General features: G+C 64.6%; 9 protein-coding genes and 1 pseudogene. 8 read left to right on the top strand and 2 right to left on the bottom strand.

The genetic code is table 11. The annotated features are described in order from the left end of the window. Positions 1-631: 631 nt before the first annotated feature. The 8 genes from uca to AWB68_RS36835 all read left to right on the top strand — a co-directional run bounded on the left by uca (position 632) and on the right by AWB68_RS36835 (position 15,119). Positions 632-4,255: an urea carboxylase gene (gene uca, locus AWB68_RS36800; protein WP_087649151.1), complete on the top strand. Its 3,624-nt coding sequence runs from the start codon at positions 632-634 to the stop codon at positions 4,253-4,255. 26 nt (positions 4,256-4,281) lie between these two features. After that, the gene (gene atzF, locus AWB68_RS36805; RefSeq protein ID WP_087649152.1) at positions 4,282-6,105 is read left to right on the top strand and encodes an allophanate hydrolase; all 1,824 of its coding nucleotides are present in this window, start codon (positions 4,282-4,284) and stop codon (positions 6,103-6,105) included. A 181-nt stretch (positions 6,106-6,286) separates the two neighbouring features. Continuing rightward, positions 6,287-6,586, top strand: a complete 300-nt coding sequence (locus AWB68_RS36810) for a DUF4148 domain-containing protein (RefSeq protein ID WP_087649153.1) — start codon at positions 6,287-6,289, stop codon at positions 6,584-6,586. A gap of 421 nt (positions 6,587-7,007) precedes the next feature. Beyond that, positions 7,008-10,193, top strand: coding sequence for an efflux RND transporter permease subunit (locus AWB68_RS36815; protein ID WP_087649154.1), 3,186 nt, complete (start codon positions 7,008-7,010; stop codon positions 10,191-10,193). 24 nt (positions 10,194-10,217) lie between these two features. Beyond that, positions 10,218-11,441, top strand: a complete 1,224-nt coding sequence (locus AWB68_RS36820; RefSeq protein ID WP_087649155.1) for an efflux RND transporter periplasmic adaptor subunit — start codon at positions 10,218-10,220, stop codon at positions 11,439-11,441. Then, positions 11,438-12,868, top strand: coding sequence for an efflux transporter outer membrane subunit (locus AWB68_RS36825; RefSeq protein ID WP_087649156.1), 1,431 nt, complete (start codon positions 11,438-11,440; stop codon positions 12,866-12,868). Before AWB68_RS36820 ends, AWB68_RS36825 begins: the two co-directional genes overlap by 4 nt. 80 nt (positions 12,869-12,948) lie before the next feature. After that, on the top strand, positions 12,949-13,653 hold the full coding sequence (locus AWB68_RS36830) for a heavy metal response regulator transcription factor (protein WP_087649157.1): 705 nt from the start codon (positions 12,949-12,951) through the stop codon (positions 13,651-13,653). Further along, positions 13,650-15,119 (top strand): heavy metal sensor histidine kinase, encoded by a 1,470-nt coding sequence (locus tag AWB68_RS36835; RefSeq protein ID WP_087649158.1) that lies wholly within the window; start codon positions 13,650-13,652, stop codon positions 15,117-15,119. Before AWB68_RS36830 ends, AWB68_RS36835 begins: the two co-directional genes overlap by 4 nt. Positions 15,120-15,909: 790 nt before the next feature. Here AWB68_RS36835 and AWB68_RS36840 read toward each other — a convergent pair. Then, a complete protein-coding gene (locus AWB68_RS36840; RefSeq protein WP_087649159.1) occupies positions 15,910-16,509 on the bottom strand; it encodes a hypothetical protein in 600 nt (199 codons plus the stop codon). Positions 16,510-16,839: 330 nt separating this feature from the next. Then, positions 16,840-17,194, bottom strand: a pseudogene (locus AWB68_RS50020) (hypothetical protein); the annotation flags it as partial.

Raw genomic sequence — 17,194 nt, forward strand, 5'->3', positions numbered from 1 at the left:
TTCATCCGTCCTGGCACTTCGTGCCCGACGACAGGTTCGCTAAGCGGTGAATTGAAGCATGCAGCAAGCACGAACGTAGGATGGTGATATAGCGATGGGTGTTGGGTTTCTGTTATGCCTGACGGGTGAGCGCGTAGCGCGAGGCTGGATGTATGACTGCTGGTCCACTTCGTGTAGCGGTGCGACGTGCGCGCCTCTTCTACATGCCAACAATGACGAAACCCCGCTAACGACACTCCCCCGGTTGGACCACTCCGACATAACCGTCTGGCGGCGACTGGCAAGGATTGGCGTTGGAAAGCTGCTTTCTTTGCTTACTTTCTTTGCAGCAGCAAAGAAAGTGAGTCCCGCCCCGGACAGGGGCAGAGCTAATAGACCACGAAGAAAACAAGTTCCATAGGAGCCTGAGCGCATCAAACGGTTGAAGCCCGAACCCGCCCCCGCCCCCAAGCGCTAGCGATCGCCCGCCCCGGACAGAGACACTAAGAAACCAAGTTCCATGGAAGCATAAAAACATCAAACGGCGTAAACACCACGAAACCCAAGCGCCAGCGACCCTAACCCGAGACGGCTCGGGCCAAGCCCCAAAAACCCCGGCGGGACGGCCCGCCCAAACACCGAACCCGTTCCCATGTTCGAAAAAGTCCTGATTGCCAATCGAGGCGCCATCGCCTGCCGCATCCTCCGCACCCTGCGCGAACTCGACATCACAGGTGTCGCGGTCTACAGCGAAGCCGATCTCGCCAGCCGCCACGTCAGCGACGCACCCATCGCCCATTCCCTCGGCGACGGCCCGGCGTCGGCCACGTATCTCGATGTCGCAAAGATTCTCGCCATCGCGCGGCGCGACAACGTCCAGGCGATCCACCCCGGCTACGGCTTCCTCTCCGAAAACGCGGAGTTCGGCGAAGCATGCGAAAGAGCCGGCATCGCGTTCATCGGACCGACGCCCGCGCAACTCCGCGCATTCGGCCTCAAGCACACTGCCCGCGCAATCGCAGCCGAGCAAGGCGTGCCGATGCTCGAAGGCACCGGCTTGCTGGACGACGTGAACACAGCCTTGCAGGCGGCCACACGAATCGGCTACCCGGTGATGCTGAAGAGCACGGCCGGCGGCGGCGGCATCGGCATGCGCGTCTGCTGGAACGCGGACGAACTGGCGGCCCAGTTCGATGTCGTAAAGCGCCTCGGTCAGAACAACTTCAGCGATGCCGGCGTCTTCATCGAAAAGTACATCGAGCGTGCGCGTCACCTCGAAGTGCAGGTCTTCGGCGACGGTCAAGGCAACGCGCTCGCACTCGGCGTGCGCGATTGCTCGGTGCAGCGGCGCAACCAGAAAGTACTGGAGGAAACGCCCGCGCCATCGCTGCCCGACGGCATGTCGCAAGCGCTCTGCGAAGCGGCGCTGCGGCTCGCTAAAGCGGTGAATTACCGCTCGGCAGGCACCGTCGAATTCGTCTACGACAGCGGTGCCGAGCAGTTCTATTTCCTAGAAGTAAATACGCGCCTGCAAGTCGAGCACGGCGTGACCGAGCAGGTGTGGGGCGTCGATCTCGTGCGCTGGATGATCGAGCTTGCGGCCGGCACGCTGGCTCCGCTCGATGAACTCGCCGCGACACTTGCGCCGCACGGCCACGCGATCCAGGCGCGGCTCTATGCCGAAGACCCCGGCCGCGACTTCAAGCCGAGCCCAGGCTTGCTCACCGAAGTGTCGTTCCCCAAAGCCGATGGCCGCGCGCTGCGCATCGATACCTGGATCGAAGCCGGCTGCGAAGTGCCGCCCTACTTCGACCCGATGCTGGCCAAGATGATCGCGTGGTCGCCGACGCGCGATGAATCCCGCCATGCGCTCGGTCAAGCGCTGAAGGCGACGCGCATCTACGGCGTGGAGACGAATCGCGAGTACCTGCGCCAGATCATCGACGATACGCCGTTCGCTTCAGGCGAACCCTGGACGCGTTGTCTCGAAGGGCTGCGCTATCGTGCGGACACAGTCGAGATCGTGAGCGGCGGCACGCAGACCACAGTGCAGGACTATCCGGGACGCCTCGGCTTCTGGGCGGTGGGTATTCCGCCGTCGGGCCCGATGGACGACCGCGCGTTGCGCCTCGGCAATCGTCTGCTCGACAACGCCGCCGATGCCGCCGCGCTCGAAATCACGATGAGCGGCCCGACGCTGCGCTTCAATACGAACGCTGTCGTCGCGGTGACGGGCGCAACGTTGAGTGTCACGATAGACGGTGACGAGCAGCCGATGCACACCACGCTCTTGGTCCGTGCCGGTTCGACGCTCGCGCTAGGCACGATTCGCGGCGCGGGTGCGCGCGCGTATCTGTGCGTGCGCGGCGGCTTCGACGTCGCGCTGTATCTCGGCAGCCGCAGCACCTTCACGCTCGGCCAGTTCGGCGGACATGGCGGGCGGGCACTCCGGGCAGGCGACGTGCTGCATCTCGCTCCGCTCGACAACACGCGCACGGGCGACACGCTCCCCTTCACGCCCGCGCTCGAAGCCGTGCGCGCGCTACGCGTGATCTACGGGCCACACGGTGCGCCGGAATACTTCAGCCCGCGCTACATCGAACAGTTCCTTGCGACCGAATGGGAGATTCACTTCAATTCGAGCCGCACCGGCGTGCGCCTGATCGGGCCGAAACCCGAGTGGACGCGCGAGGACGGCGGCGAGGCCGGACTGCATCCGTCGAACATTCACGACAACCCGTACGCGGTCGGCGCGATCGATTTCACCGGCGACATGCCGGTGATTCTCGGCCCGGATGGCCCGAGCCTCGGTGGCTTCGTGTGCCCGGTGACGATCATCGAAGCGGACCTCTGGCAGATCGGTCAACTGAAGGCGGGCGACAAGGTGCGCTTCGTCCCCGTGAGCATCCGTGAGGCGCGTGAAGCGGCCGCGGCGCGTCTCGTCGAACTCGAAACGCTCGAAGCGCCCGAAGCGCCCGAAGCGCCCGATGCACATTCGGCAACCGCTTATCCGGAACGAACGCTCACGTCGCCGATCGTGCTCGATGTGGGCGCCGATCACGATCGGCTCGTCGCGCGCCTGTCGGGCGATACGCATGTCCTGCTCGAACTCGGCCCCGCCGAACTGGATCTCGTGCTGCGCTTTCGGGGGCATGCGCTGATGCAGTCGCTCGAAGCGCTTGCGCTGCCCGGCGTGATCGACGTGACGCCCGGCATTCGATCGCTGCAGATTCATTACCAGCCCGAACGCCTGCCGCTCGCGCGACTGCTCGACATCGTCGAACGCGCATGGCAAAGCGTGCTGCTGCAAAAGGACTTGCGCGCACCGTCGCGGATCGTGCATCTGCCGCTGTCGTGGGACGATCCGGCATGCCGTCTCGCGATCGACAAATACATGACGACCGTACGCAAGGACGCGCCGTGGTGTCCGAGCAACCTGGAGTTCATCCGCCGCATCAACGACCTCGATTCGATCGATGCGGTGAAGCAGATCGTCTTCGATGCGAGCTATCTGGTGATGGGTCTCGGCGACGTCTATCTCGGCGCGCCGGTCGCGACGCCGCTCGATCCGCGCCATCGGCTGGTCACGACCAAGTACAACCCGGCGCGCACGTGGACGGCGGAGAACTCGGTCGGCATCGGCGGCGCGTATCTGTGCGTGTACGGCATGGAAGGACCCGGCGGATATCAGTTCGTCGGCCGCACGTTGCAGATGTGGAACCGCTATCGCGCAACCGCCGATTTCGCGGGACGTCCGTACCTGTTGCGCTTCTTCGATCAGATCCGCTTCTACGAAGTCCCGGCCGATGAATTGCTGCGCATCCGCGCGGATTTTCCGCTCGGACGCTATCCGCTGAAGATCGAGGAGACAGAGCTGTCTCTCGCTGACTATGAGGCGTTTCTCGAACGCGAAGCCGACGGTATCGACGCCTTCCGCACGCGCCAGCAAGCCGCGTTTCAAGCCGAGCGCGAACGCTGGCGCGAAGCGGGCGCGGCCGAGCAAAGCTTCGAGCCGCCCGCCGTCGCGGAGCCGGAAGCCGCGCCGCTCGAAGACGGGCAAACCGCCGTCGACAGCGAAATCGCGGGCAACCTGTGGCAGGTGCGCGTGAAGACCGGCGAGCGCGTCGCGGCCGGCGACGTGCTGTTCATCATCGAATCGATGAAGATGGAGATATCCGTCTGCGCGCCGTGCGCGGGCGCCGTGTGCGACATCCATGTCGCACCGGGAACGCCCGTGAAAGCGGGACAGCGCGTTGCCGTGATCGATCGCATATAAGCATCGCCTTTAAGGAAAACCAACCCATGCCCTCATTCGACTTGCGCCTCTCCACCTTGCGCGCCGCCTATCGCGCAAAGGACACCACGCCCGCGAAGCTCATCGGCGAGTTGCGCGCGAAGGCAACTGCGTTGAACCCCGAGTTCAACCTGTTCATCCATCTGCTCACCGACGCCGAGATCGCGCCTTACCTCGATGCGCTCGAAGCGCTCGATGCACGCGACATCGATTCGCTGCCGCTCTACGGCATTCCGTTCGCGATCAAGGACAACATCGATCTCGCCGGCATCCCGACCACCGCCGCGTGTCCTGCGTTCGCGTACACGCCGGACGAGTCGGCGACACTCGTCGCGCAGTTGATCGCGCTCGGCGCGGTGCCGATCGGCAAGACCAACCTCGATCAGTTCGCAACGGGCCTGAACGGCACGCGCTCGCCGTACGGCAAGTGCCGCAACAGCGTGCATCCGGACTATCCGTCGGGCGGATCGAGTGCCGGGTCGGCGCTTGCGGTGGCGCTCGGCGTGGCGAGCTTCGCGCTCGGCACGGACACCGCCGGGTCGGGCCGCGTGCCCGCCGGATTGAACAACCTCGTCGGGCTGAAGGCGACCAAGGGCTTGCTCTCGACGGCGGGTGTCGTGCCCGCGTGCCGCACGCTCGATTGCGTGACCTACTTCACCGCGACCGCGAGCGAAGCGAGCGAACTGCTCGCACTGACAGCGAAGGATGACCCGCGCGACGCCTATAGCCGCGCGAATCCCCAGTTCAACGATGCGGGCGCGTTCGGCACGCTCGCGGCCTTTCGCTTCGGCGTGCCGTCGACGCTCGAATTCGCCGGCTGCGCGGAGAGCCCGGCGCTCTTTGCCGAGGCGCGTGCAGCGCTGGAAGCAGCGGGCGGGACCGCCGTCGAGATCGACTTCGGGCCGTTCGTCGAAGCGGCGCGACTGCTTTATGAAGGACCGTGGGTCGCGGAACGTTACAGCGTCGCGGGCGAACTGATGCAGGCTAATCCGGACGCCGTCCTCCCCGTGATCCGCGACGTGCTCGCGAAGGCACCGGGCGCGACTGCCGTCGACGCGTTTCGCGCGCAGTACCGCTTGCAGGCGCTGAAGAAGATTTGCGACGCCGCCCTCGATCAACTCGATTTCGTTCTGACGCCGACTTACCCGCGTCCCGTGACGCTCGCGGAGCTGGAGCGCGATCCGATCGGCCCGAACTCGCTGCTCGGCTACTACACGAACTTCATGAACCTGCTCGACTACGCCGCCGTCGCGACGCCGGCCGCATTCATGAAGAACGGCCTGCCGTGGGGCGTCACGATGTTCGGCCGCGCATTCACCGACCAGTACTTGTTGAGCATCGCCGATACGTTGCAACGTTCCCTTGCATTGCCGCTCGCCGGAGGCACGACGCTTGCCGCCGAAGCATCGGCGAAGCATGCGCGCAACGATCGCGTACGGCTCGTCGTATGCGGCGCGCATCTCGACGGCCTGCCGCTCAACGGCCAGTTGCGTGCGCGCGGCGCGCGCCTCGTGAACGCGACGAAGAGCGCACCGCATTACCGCTTGCATGCGCTCGCTGCGGGTGCGGGCGAGACACGCCGGCCGGGGATGGAACGCGTCGCTGAAGGCGGCGCTGCTATCGACGTGGAGGTGTGGGAGCTTCCGAGCGTGGAACTCGGGTCGTTCCTGTCGGGCATTCCGGCGCCGCTTGCGCTAGGCAAGGTCGAACTCGCCGACGGCACCTGGCAGACAGGCTTCGTGTGCGAGGGCTATGGGTTGCAGGGCGCCGCCGATATCACGCGCTTTGGCGGATGGAAGGCGTGGCTCGCGGCGCGGGAAGCGGGCGAATAGACAATAGATAGCCGCTGGCGCCCGACTCCACCCCGCCCCAGGCGCCAGCGATAACCTGACCGCAATGCCATCTCGACGCCAGCATCTCGTCACCGTCCGAGCCATACACTCGGGGCTCGTGCTTGTTCGCGTCCCAAGGCCGCGCAACGAGCGCGCTCAACTCACCCCAAGGGAGTTCATCATGAAGGCATTGATGCATGTCGCAGCGGTCGCTTTAGCCGTCTCGCCGATCCTGGCGCTCGCTCAGTCGGATCAGAATCAGCCCGTCACGCGCGCCGAGGTCCGTTCCGAACTCATCCAGTTGGAAAAGGCCGGGTATGACCCGTCGACGCGGGACCCGTACTATCCGAACAACCTGCAGGCTGCGGAAGCCAGGGTCCAGGCCGGCGATGTCGCTGCCAAGCCGGGCATGACGAGCTATGGCCCGTCGGTGGAAGGCACGTCGGGATCGGGCGCGACCGCACCGTCCAGCTCACAGTAAGCAGAAAGCAGTAAGGACATGATGAATACGGCTTGCCCTCAGCGCTCGCGATCCGTTCGAGATCGCACCTGAGGAAGCAACCTTTCGAGACGATGCGCGTTCCCGGCTGAATTCGACCGGACCCGCGCGCGCTCGAACGTCACGCAACCATACCGCACGACCGCCAGTCGCCGGCCTAGGCTTGCCGCGCAACATTTTTCCCGCTTCCTGACCGTTCTGCCATTTTCGCGTCATGTTCTCGTTGGCACCTTGCCTCTACCATTGAGGCTGGTTAGCGCTGGACGCAGTGTCGTTCGCGCAGCTTTCGTCAGCCAAACGCGCGCGTCGCGCACGACGATCCCCGCATCTTCTCAAACGGCCAGGCGCCTCAACCGCGCTGCGCCGATGTTTCCATTTCGCCGGACGGTTCGAGCACGCTCCAATGTGGATAGTCAACGTTGCGCTCAAACGGCCCTACACGTTCATCGTGATGGCCATCCTGATTCTGCTGGCGACACCGTTCGTCTTGCTGACGACGCCTGTCGACGTGCTGCCGGACATCAACATTCCGGTCGTCAGCATCATCTGGAATTACACCGGGCTTTCGGCGGAAGACGTCGCCAACCGGATCACGTCGGTCAACGAGCGCAGCCTGACGACGACCGTCAACGACATCGAGCACATCGAGTCGCAGTCGCTGCCCGGCATCGCGATCATCAAGCTCTTCCTGCAACCGACCGCCAACATACAGACGGCGATCGCGCAGACGGTCGCGGTCGAGCAGGCGCAGTTGAAGCAGATGCCGCCGGGTGCCACGCCGCCGCTCGTGATCAGCTACTCGGCATCGAGCATTCCGGTCATCCAGCTTGGGCTCTCCAGCCCGAAACTCTCCGAGCAGGACCTGAACGACACCGCGCTCAACTTCCTGCGCCCGCAACTCGTGACGATTCCCGGCGCGGCGGTGCCCTACCCTTATGGCGGCAAGACGCGCCTGATCTCCGTCGACCTCGACACCCGCGCGCTGCTCGCCAAGGGCCTCACGCCGTCGGACGTGGTGAGCGCGGTGAACGCGCAGAACCTGATCCTGCCGACCGGCACCGCGAAGATCGGACCGAAGGAATACACGATCAACATGAACGGTTCGCCCGCGACGGTGGCGGGCCTCAACGACATCCCCGTGCGCACGCTCAACGGCGCGACCACCTACCTGCGCGAAGTCGCCCACGTGCGCGACGGCTTCTCGCCGCAAACGAACGTCGTGCGGCAGGATGGTCATCGCGGCGTGCTGATCTCGATCCTGAAAAACGGCAGCGCCTCGACGCTTTCGATCGTCAACACGCTGCATGACCTGCTGCCGAGCGCACGCGCCGCGTTGCCGCCGGACCTCAACGTCACCGCGCTCTTCGACCAGTCCGTCTTCGTCAAGGCGGCCGTTCAGGGCGTGGTGCGCGAGGCGCTGATCGCCGCCGCGCTCACCGCCGCGATGATCCTGCTGTTCCTCGGCAACTGGCGCAGCACCTGCATCATCGCGGTATCGATTCCGCTTTCGATTCTTTCGTCGCTGATCGCGCTGCATGCGCTCGGGCAGACCATCAACATCATGACCCTTGGCGGCCTCGCGCTCGCGGTCGGCATTCTGGTCGACGACGCGACGGTGACGATCGAGAACATCGAGCGGCACCTGCATCTGGGCACGAACCTGCACGACGCCATTCTCGAAGGCGCGGGCGAGATCGCGGTTCCGGCGCTCGTCTCGACCCTTTGCATCTGCATCGTGTTCGTGCCGATGTTCTTCCTGACGGGCGTCGCGAAGTTCCTGTTCGTGCCGCTCGCCGAAGCGGTCGTGTTCGCGATGCTCGCATCCTACGTGCTGTCGCGCACGCTCGTGCCGACGCTCGCGATGCTCCTGATGGGCCACGCCCACAAGCCGAAGAAGGGTGCGAAACCGGGCATCTTCACGCGGCTCTACAAGCGCTTCGACCACGGCTTCGAGCGCATGCGCGCCGCCTACATCGTGATCCTGAGCACCTTGCTCGTGCGCCGGCGTGTCTTCGCGAGCCTGTTTCTCGGCTTCTGCCTGCTCTCCGCGGGACTGGTTTTCGTGCTCGGCGAAGACTTCTTCCCAAGCGTCGATGCGGGCGACATCCGCATGCACATGCGCGCGCCGACCGGCACGCGCATCGAGGAAACCGCGCGCCTCGCCGACGATGTCGAGAAGGTCGTGCGCCAGGTCGTGCCCGCGTCCCAGCTCTCGACGATCCTCGACAACCTCGGCTTGCCCTATAGCGGCATCAACCTTTCGTATAGCAATGCGGGCACGATCGGCACGCTCGATGGCGAGATACAGGTTGCGCTGAAGCCGGACCACGACCCGACGCAGATCTACATCGACAAGCTGCGCGAAGTGCTTCCCGAACGATTCCCCGGCGTCGAGTTCTTCTTCCAGCCCGCCGACATCGTCACGCAGATCCTCAACTTCGGCCTGCCCGCCGCCGTCGACGTGCAGATCTCGGGTCCCGACCAGCAAGCCAATTTCCAGCTGGCGAGCCAGTTGATGAAGAAGGTGCGCATGATTCCCGGCACCGTCGACACGCACATCCAGCAGAAGCTCGACGAACCCGCGATCAACCTGCAGATGGACCGCACGCGCCTTCAGCAACTGAACCTGAGCGCGAGCAACGTCGCGCAGAACGTGCTGATCTCGCTGTCCGGCAGTTCGCAGACGGCGCCCGGCTTCTGGTTCAACAACAAGAACGGCGTCGAGTACAACCTCGCCGTGCAGACGCCGCAGTACCAGGTCTCCTCGATGGATGAACTGCTGCGCACGCCGGTGTCGGCGAGCCTCAACGGACCCACGCAACTGCTCGGCAATCTGGTGCGCGTCAAACCGCAAAACCAGTTCGCGGTCGTCACGCACTACAACATCAGGCCCGTTATCGACCTGTACGTGAGCGTCGAGGGCCGCGACCTCGGCAGCATCGCGCGGCAAGTCAACGATCTCGTCGACGATGCGCGCCACGCGCTGCCGCGCGGCAGCCAGATCGTCGTGCGCGGCCAGGTGCAGACAATGCGCAGTTCTTTCTTCGGACTCGGCGTCGGCGTCGCGATGGCGATCGTGCTCGTCTATCTGCTGATCGTCGTGAATTTCCAGTCGTGGGTCGATCCGCTCATCATCGTGAGCGCGCTGCCCGCCGCGCTCGCCGGCATCATCTGGATGCTGTTTCTCACCGGCACGCATCTGTCCGTGCCCGCGCTGACCGGCGCCATCATGACGATGGGCGTCGCGACCGCGAACAGTATCCTGATGGTCGCGTTCGCGCGTCAGCGCCTCACCGCGGGAGCGCCGCCGCTCACGGCCGCGCTCGAGGCGGGCGCGAGCCGCATCCGGCCGGTGCTGATGACCGCGTTCGCGATGATCATCGGCATGGTCCCGATGGCGCTCGGCCTTGGCGAAGGCGCGGAGCAGAACGCGCCGCTCGGCCGCGCGGTGATCGGCGGCCTGCTGTTCGCCACGGTTTCCACCCTGTTTTTCGTGCCGGTCATCTTTGCGAGCATCCATAGCCGCCTGGCGCGCCGCGAGGCAAAGCGCAAAGAGAACGACCGTGACACGGATGAAGATCACGCATGACGCGACAACCTATGGCTGACTGACATGACCGAGAAAACCCATGCATCGCTAGCGATCCCGGCACACAACCCGGAGGAAGGCCACGCGCTCCCGCCTCGCCACGTGGAGTGGCGGCGCGCGAAGATAGCGATACTGATCATCCTCGTGCTGCTCGCGCTCGGCGCGGTGCGAACGGTGGTCGTCGACTTCATGCACAGTCGTTCCGTTGCCGCGACGACGCAGCAGAACGCGAAGCAGTACGTCAACGTCGTCACGCCGACGCAGACCGACAGCGGCGGCACGACGCTCTTGCCGGGCACGCTGCGCGGCTCCGTCGAATCGCCGATCTATGCGCGCGCAACCGGTTATCTGCTGCACTGGTACGTCGACATCGGCACGCCGGTGAAGCAAGGGCAGTTGCTCGCGGACCTGGATACACCGGAAATCGACCAGGAGTTGGCGCAGGCGGTCGCGCAGCGCGACCAGACGAGTTCGAGCCTCGGGCTCGCGAAGACTTCGCTCGAACGCTGGCAGCAACTGCGACAGCGCGATGCGGTATCGCAGCAGGAACTCGACGAGCGCCAGAGCGCCTATAGCCAGGACGTCGCCAATCTCTCCGCCGCCGAAGCGAACGTGCGGCGTCTGCGGCAACTCGAATCGTTCAAGCGGATCGTCGCGCCGTTCGCGGGGGTCGTCACGCAGCGCAACGTCGATGTCGGCGACCTGATCGATGCCGGCAGCGGCGCGAGCCGCGCGCTGTTCGCGCTGGCGCAGTCGGACCCGTTGCGCGTGTACGTACAGCTTCCGCAAGCGTATGCGCAGAACGTCAGCATCGGCCAGCGGGTCGTCGTGACGCAGGCGGAACTGCCGGGCCAGCAGTTTCACGGCACGATCACGCATATCTCCGGCGCGATCGATGTGCCCACCCGTTCGCTGCAGGTCCAGGTGACGCTGCCCAATCCCGATGGCGCGTTGCGGCCCGGCGCCTATGTGCAGGTCGCGCTGCCGTCCGCCGCGCATGCGCGTCTCCTCGTGCCCGGCAACGCGCTGCTGTTTCGCTCGGAAGGCCCGCGTCTCGCCGTCGTCGATGCGAACGGCAACGTTCATCTGCGCAAGATCGACATCGCGCAGGACCTCGGGCAGTCGCTCGAAATCGAAAGCGGCATCGAGGCCAGCGACAAGGTCATCATCAACCCGAGCGATTCGATCGCGGACGGCGACCATGTCCTGATCGCCGCTCCGCAAAGCAAAGGGAAGAAGACGTCATGACACGCGCATACGCGACGATTCTGTGCGCGCTGACGCTTACGGGATGCGTGGTCGGCCCCGACTACAAGGAGCCGCACGCCGACACCCCGCCCACCTGGAAGACCGATTCGTACTGGCGTCTCGCCGAGCCGTCGCACGCGCCGCTCGCGCCCGACTGGTGGCTCGCGTTCGACGACCCGCAACTTCATGCGCTCGAGACGCAGGCGCTCGCGCAGAACCAGACGCTGGTCGCCGCGAGCGCGCACTATGCGCAGGCGAAGGCGACGCTGGCGAACACGGCGGCGCAGCGCCTGCCGGAAGTCGACTTGTCGGGGCAGGCATCGCGCGCGCGCATTTCGAGCAACCGGCCGGCCAATAGCTACACGGTGCCGAACCAGTCGACCGTGCAGAACGATCTGCGTCTCGCTCCCACGATCAACTACGACACCGATCTGTTCGGGCGCATCCAGCGCCAGGTGGAAGGCGCTACGGCATCGGCACAGCAATCGGGCGACGATCTCGCGAACGCGCGGCTCATCGTCACCACCGACCTCGCGACCGACTACTTCTCGATGCGCGAACTCGACGCCGAGATCGACGTGCTGAACAAATCCGTCGTGCTGCAACAAAAGGCGCTCGACTACGTGAGCGCGCAGCACGATCTCGGTGCGGTATCCGGGCTCGACGTATTGCAGCAGCAATCGCTCCTCGACACGACGCGCGTGCAGGCGCAGTTGCTGCAAACCCAGCGCGCGCAGTTCGAACATGCGATCGCCGCACTCATCGGCGTGCCCGCGCCGCAGTTCGCAATCGAACCGAAGGTCGTCGAGACCACGGTGCCGGAGATTCCGCTCGGCATCCCGAGCGACGTGCTGCAGCGGCGTCCCGACATCGCATCGGCGGAACGCGCGATGGCTGCGGCGAACGCGCAGATCGGCGTCGCGAAGGCAGCATTCTTCCCGAGCCTCACGCTCAACGGCAACATCGGCTGGGAGAGTACGCAGTTCGCGAACCTGCTCTCCGCGCCGAGCCTGCTCTGGATGCTCGGCACGACGGTGAGCCAGGTGATATTCGACGGCGGCCGGCGCGCGGCCAACGTCGACTTCGCAAACGAAGGCTACAAGGCCGCCGAGGCGAACTATCGTCAGACGGTACTCAATGCGTTCGAGCAGGTGCAGGACGGCATGGTCGGGCTCTCGGTGCTCGACGGCGCGGCGAAGCAGTCGCACGCGGCGGTCAACGACGCGCAGCGCCTGCTGCAACTTGCCAACGATCGCTATTCGGGCGGCCTCGTCGCCTTCCTCGACGTGATCACCGCGCAGCAGTCGCTGCTCACGAGCGAGCGGCAGGACGTGCAGATTCGCGGGCAGCAGATGACGTTTTCCGTTTCGCTGGTGAAGGCGCTGGGCGGCGGATGGCAGGTGTCGAGCGAACAGGCGGCCCGGTGAACGCGCATCGACATGCGTGTGCAGGCAGACCGCAAGGCTCGTATAGTAGTCACAGACAGTAAGCACATACAGAGGCCAGCATGAAAGTCCTGATAGTTGAAGACGAGCACAAGGTGGTCGATTACCTGCGATCGGGCTTGACGGAACAAGGCTGGGTCGTCGATGTCGCGCTCGACGGCGAGGAAGGCACGCATCTCGCCACCGAATACGACTACGACGTGATCGTGCTGGACGTCATGCTGCCCAAGCGCGACGGCTTCGCCGTGCTCAAGGCGCTGCGCGCGCAGAAGTCGACGCCCGTCATCATGCTCACGGCGCGCGACCATATCAACGACCGCGTGCGCGGCCTGCGCGAAGGCGCCGACGATTACCTCACCAAGCCGTTCTCGTTCCTCGAACTCGTCGAGCGCCTGCATGCGCTCGCGCGCCGCACGCGTGCGCAGGAATCGACGCTCATCTCGGTGGGCGACCTGTACGTCGACCTGATCGGACGCCGCGCGACGCGCGATGGCACCCGTCTCGATCTCACCGCGAAGGAATTCCAGTTGCTGAGCGTGCTGGCACGCCGGCATGGCGATATCCTGTCGAAGACGGCGATTACCGAACTCGTCTGGGAAGTCGATTTCGAAAGTCATACGAATGTCGTCGAGACCGCGATCAAGCGGCTGCGCGCGAAGCTCGACGGTCCGTTTCGCACCAAGCTCCTGCATACGGTGCGCGGGATGGGCTACGTACTCGAAGTACGCGAAGCCCGCGAGATGCGGGAAGACGCGAGGGCATCATGAAACACTCGATCTCCCGGCGCCTCGCCGCGATGTTCGCGGTGGTCGCGCTGTTCGTGTTCACGATGGTGGGCACCGGCTTGTTTCTCGTGCTGCGCACGCAGCTCGAACATCACCTGCGCGAATCGCTCGATACGCGCGCCGAGATCGCGCGGCTGATCGTCCTGCACTCGACCACGGCCGACAGATGGAAGATGGCGAAGGAGAAACTCGCCGACATCACGCCGCGCGACCGCTCCACGCTCTTCGCCGCATCGAGTGCAGACCCGCGCTACACGTATGGCACGCCGCTCGCCGGGAGTATCGAGAAGCGTCTTCCCGGCGGTTACGTGCGGCTGCGCGCGAATGGACGCGCCTACGACATGCTCACGACCACCATCCCGATACCGGCCGTCGGCGAGCGTCCGCCGGTCGATCTTCAGGTCGCGATCGACTGCTCGCCGAACGTGCGGACGATGCGCGTCTTCGGCTTCGCACTCGCCGCGTTGACCGCGCTCGGCACCATCACCGTCCTGCTGCTCAGTTATTCGGTCGCGAAGATCGGACTCGCGCCGCTCACGCGGCTCACGAAGGATGCGTCGAACGTGAGTCCGAACAACCGCTCGCAGCGCCTGAACACGCGCTCGCTGCCCTATGAACTCGAAGACCTCGCGAAGTCGTTCAACGGCGCGCTCGAACGGCTCGACAGCGCCTACGCGCGGCTCGAATCGTTCAACGCCGATGTCGCGCACGAGTTGCGCACACCGGTCACGATACTGATCGGGCAAACTGAAGTGGCCTTGACACGCGATCGTTCGATCGGCGAATTGCGCCACACGCTGCAATCGAATCTCGAGGAATTCGAGCGCGTGCGCGCGATCATCAACGACATGCTGTTCCTCGCGCGCGCGGATCAGGGCGAACGCGCGACGGGACTGGTCGAAGTGTCGCTCGCGGCGGAGGTCGCGCGCACGCTGGAGTTCCTGGAGATACCGCTGGAAGAGGCGCAAGTGCGCGCCGCAGCGAAAGGCGATGCGCGCGCGTTCGTCAACACGTCGCTATTCGGGCGGGCGCTGACGAATCTCGTGATGAATGCGATCCAGCATTGCGCGCCGGGCGCGACCATCGCGGTGTCGATCGCGCGTGAACGCGGGCGCATCAGCATCGCCGTCGCGAATCCGGGCGAGGCGATCGAGCCTTCGATGCTCGATCATCTGTTCGACCGCTTCTATCGCGCGGAGAGTTCGCGGACCAACAGCCGCGAGAATCACGGGCTGGGGCTTGCGATCGTCAAGGCGGTCGCGGAGATGCATCGCGGCACGGTGTCGGCGACGAGTTCGCGCGGGGTCAACACGTTCGCGTTTTCGGTGGCGCGGTTTGGGGCGGAGCAGCAGCCGGCAGTGGCCTCGTCTTCTGTTTCGTCTCCTGCGTCGGGAGTTCAGACGGCGGCCGCGACGGGCCACGGTATGCGCCAGCGTTCAGTTGGGTGAGTTGATCGCTGGCGCTTGGGGTGTGGTGTGGTGTGGTGTTTACGCCGTTTGATGCGCTCGGGCTTCTATGGAACTTGCTTTGTTTTTGGTTTATTTGCTCTGCCCCTGTCCGGGGCGGGACTCACTTTCTTTGCTGCTGCAAAGAAAGTAAGCAAAGAAAGCAGCTTTCCAACGCCAATCCTTGCCAGTCGCCGCCAGACCGGTATGTCTGAGTGGTCCAACCGGGGGAGTGTCGTTAGCGGGGTTTCATCGTTGTTGGCATGTAGAAGAGGCGCGCACCTCGCACCGCCATACGAAGTGGATCAGCAGTCATACATCCAGCCTCGCGCTCCGCGCTCACCCGTTAGGTACAACCGAAACCGATCGCTACATCTTACGTTCGTGCTCGCTGCATGCTTCAATTGACCACCGCTTCGCAGACCTGTCGTCGGGCACGAAGTGCCAAGATGGATGAATGACTGCTGTTCCACTCTCTATCGCGGTGCGACGTGCGCGCCTTTTCTACATGCCAACAACGATGAAACCCCGCTAATGACACTCCCCCGGTTGGACCACTCCGAGGGAGCGGTCTGGAGGCGCCTGGCAAGAATTGGCGGTGGGAAGCTGCTTTCTTTGCTTACTTTCTTTGCAGCAGCAAAGAAAGTGAGTCCCGCCCCGGACAGGGGCAGAGCTAATAAACCAAAAACAAACCAAGTTCCATAGAAGCCCGAGCGCATCAAACGGCGTAATCCAAAACCACCCCCACCCCCACCCCCAAGCGCCAGCGACAACACACCCCCAGCGCCAGCGCTCACTCACAGATGTATTCGTCCGAAGCATTCACCGGCGTCGTCCCCGATGCTTCCTTGAAATGGCTAAATCTCTTGTACGTCTTGCCATTCACCGTCACCGTCTCCGACGATTCTTTCTCCGTCACGTCCTTGCGATGTGCATCGACGCTCGTGTTGCTCCACGCGGACGCGGACGCCGATGCGCTGGCATAAGTGCCAGCCTGACTGGTCGACGCAATCGACTTCGTCACGGGATTCTCGAAAGCGCTCGTCGCGCCATTCGCCGGCGGCGGCTTGTAACCCCACTTCGACGTCAGCGTGTCCATGTCGATCTGCTTCGGCGCCCAGCCGACAAGCTTCGGCCCGTTCACGACCGGCGCCAGCTCAACCGCGACGATCTGCGTGCCGCGGCGCGCGACCAACAGACACTTGCGGCCGTCGGCGGTTTGCAGCGGAACCGCGCCGCTGAACGACAGCAGCGCGAGCGGCGGCGCGTTCGGCATCGGCTGCTGGCCGACGGGGCTCGCCGCCCACATGACCGAACCGGCGGGCACGACCTGCGCATTCGCGCCTCCCGCCGCCATCACCGACAGCAGAATGAGCATCAGACGACTCTTCATACAATGCCTCGAGAGGAAAAAGAGGTTGGCTTTTCCGGTCCATCAACAACGGCCAACCTTTAATTGGAGAAGGCACTCCAATCGCCCTATCTCCACGGTGCAAGTTGCCATTGCACCTCGTCGCACGAAAGCGTTACTTGACCAGCGATACCTGGATCTTGCTGTCCTCGACGGGCGTTGTCTTCACTTCGGCCAACTTGTCCTGCAGCGGCGCGGCGGGCGTCGGCACTTGCGCCACCTCGTTTTGCAGGGGCTTGGCCGGCGCCGGGTCGGCCTTCTTCACTTCAGGCGCGGGCTGCGTCTTCATCGACACCTGCGGATCGTTCGCCGTCGTGACCGGCAGTCCGAGCCGCGCGCGCACGATCGGATCGCGATATTTTTCGTCATCCGACACCACCGCGTCCGCGCCCGACTTCGCGAGCGGATTGGTCGTGCCGGGGCAGAGGTGGCCCGTCGCTTCGACTGCGCGCCGGTTCGCGTCGCTCTGGCACAAGAGCGCGAGTGCCACGTCGGTGAGACCCATCGCGCGGAATTCGCGCGCATCGAGGCGGCGCACGCAGGCCTGGTCGACCATCGTCGTGCCACCCGTCGCGCCAAAGCCCGTCACCGAAATCCCGAAGCTCGCCGATCCCATGCAGGTGTCGGAGAGGGTCGTCGTGAGCGAAGGCGCTGCGATCGCCGGCGT

Source organism: Caballeronia choica (genome assembly GCF_001544535.1).
In the GTDB taxonomy this organism is placed as follows: Bacteria; Pseudomonadota; Gammaproteobacteria; order Burkholderiales; family Burkholderiaceae; genus Caballeronia; species Caballeronia choica.

Excerpts from the sequence above, each read along its gene's own strand:
- uca (WP_087649151.1), top strand. The coding sequence starts at position 632 with ATGTTCGAAAAAGTCCTGATTGCCAATCGAGGCGCCATCGCCTGCCGC.
- atzF (WP_087649152.1), top strand. The coding sequence starts at position 4,282 with ATGCCCTCATTCGACTTGCGCCTCTCCACCTTGCGCGCCGCCTATCGC.
- AWB68_RS36810 (WP_087649153.1), top strand. The coding sequence starts at position 6,287 with ATGAAGGCATTGATGCATGTCGCAGCGGTCGCTTTAGCCGTCTCGCCG.
- AWB68_RS36815 (WP_087649154.1), top strand. The coding sequence starts at position 7,008 with ATGTGGATAGTCAACGTTGCGCTCAAACGGCCCTACACGTTCATCGTG.
- AWB68_RS36820 (WP_087649155.1), top strand. The coding sequence starts at position 10,218 with ATGACCGAGAAAACCCATGCATCGCTAGCGATCCCGGCACACAACCCG.
- AWB68_RS36825 (WP_087649156.1), top strand. The coding sequence starts at position 11,438 with ATGACACGCGCATACGCGACGATTCTGTGCGCGCTGACGCTTACGGGA.
- AWB68_RS36830 (WP_087649157.1), top strand. The coding sequence starts at position 12,949 with ATGAAAGTCCTGATAGTTGAAGACGAGCACAAGGTGGTCGATTACCTG.
- AWB68_RS36835 (WP_087649158.1), top strand. The coding sequence starts at position 13,650 with ATGAAACACTCGATCTCCCGGCGCCTCGCCGCGATGTTCGCGGTGGTC.
- AWB68_RS36840 (WP_087649159.1), bottom strand. The coding sequence starts at position 16,509 with ATGAAGAGTCGTCTGATGCTCATTCTGCTGTCGGTGATGGCGGCGGGA.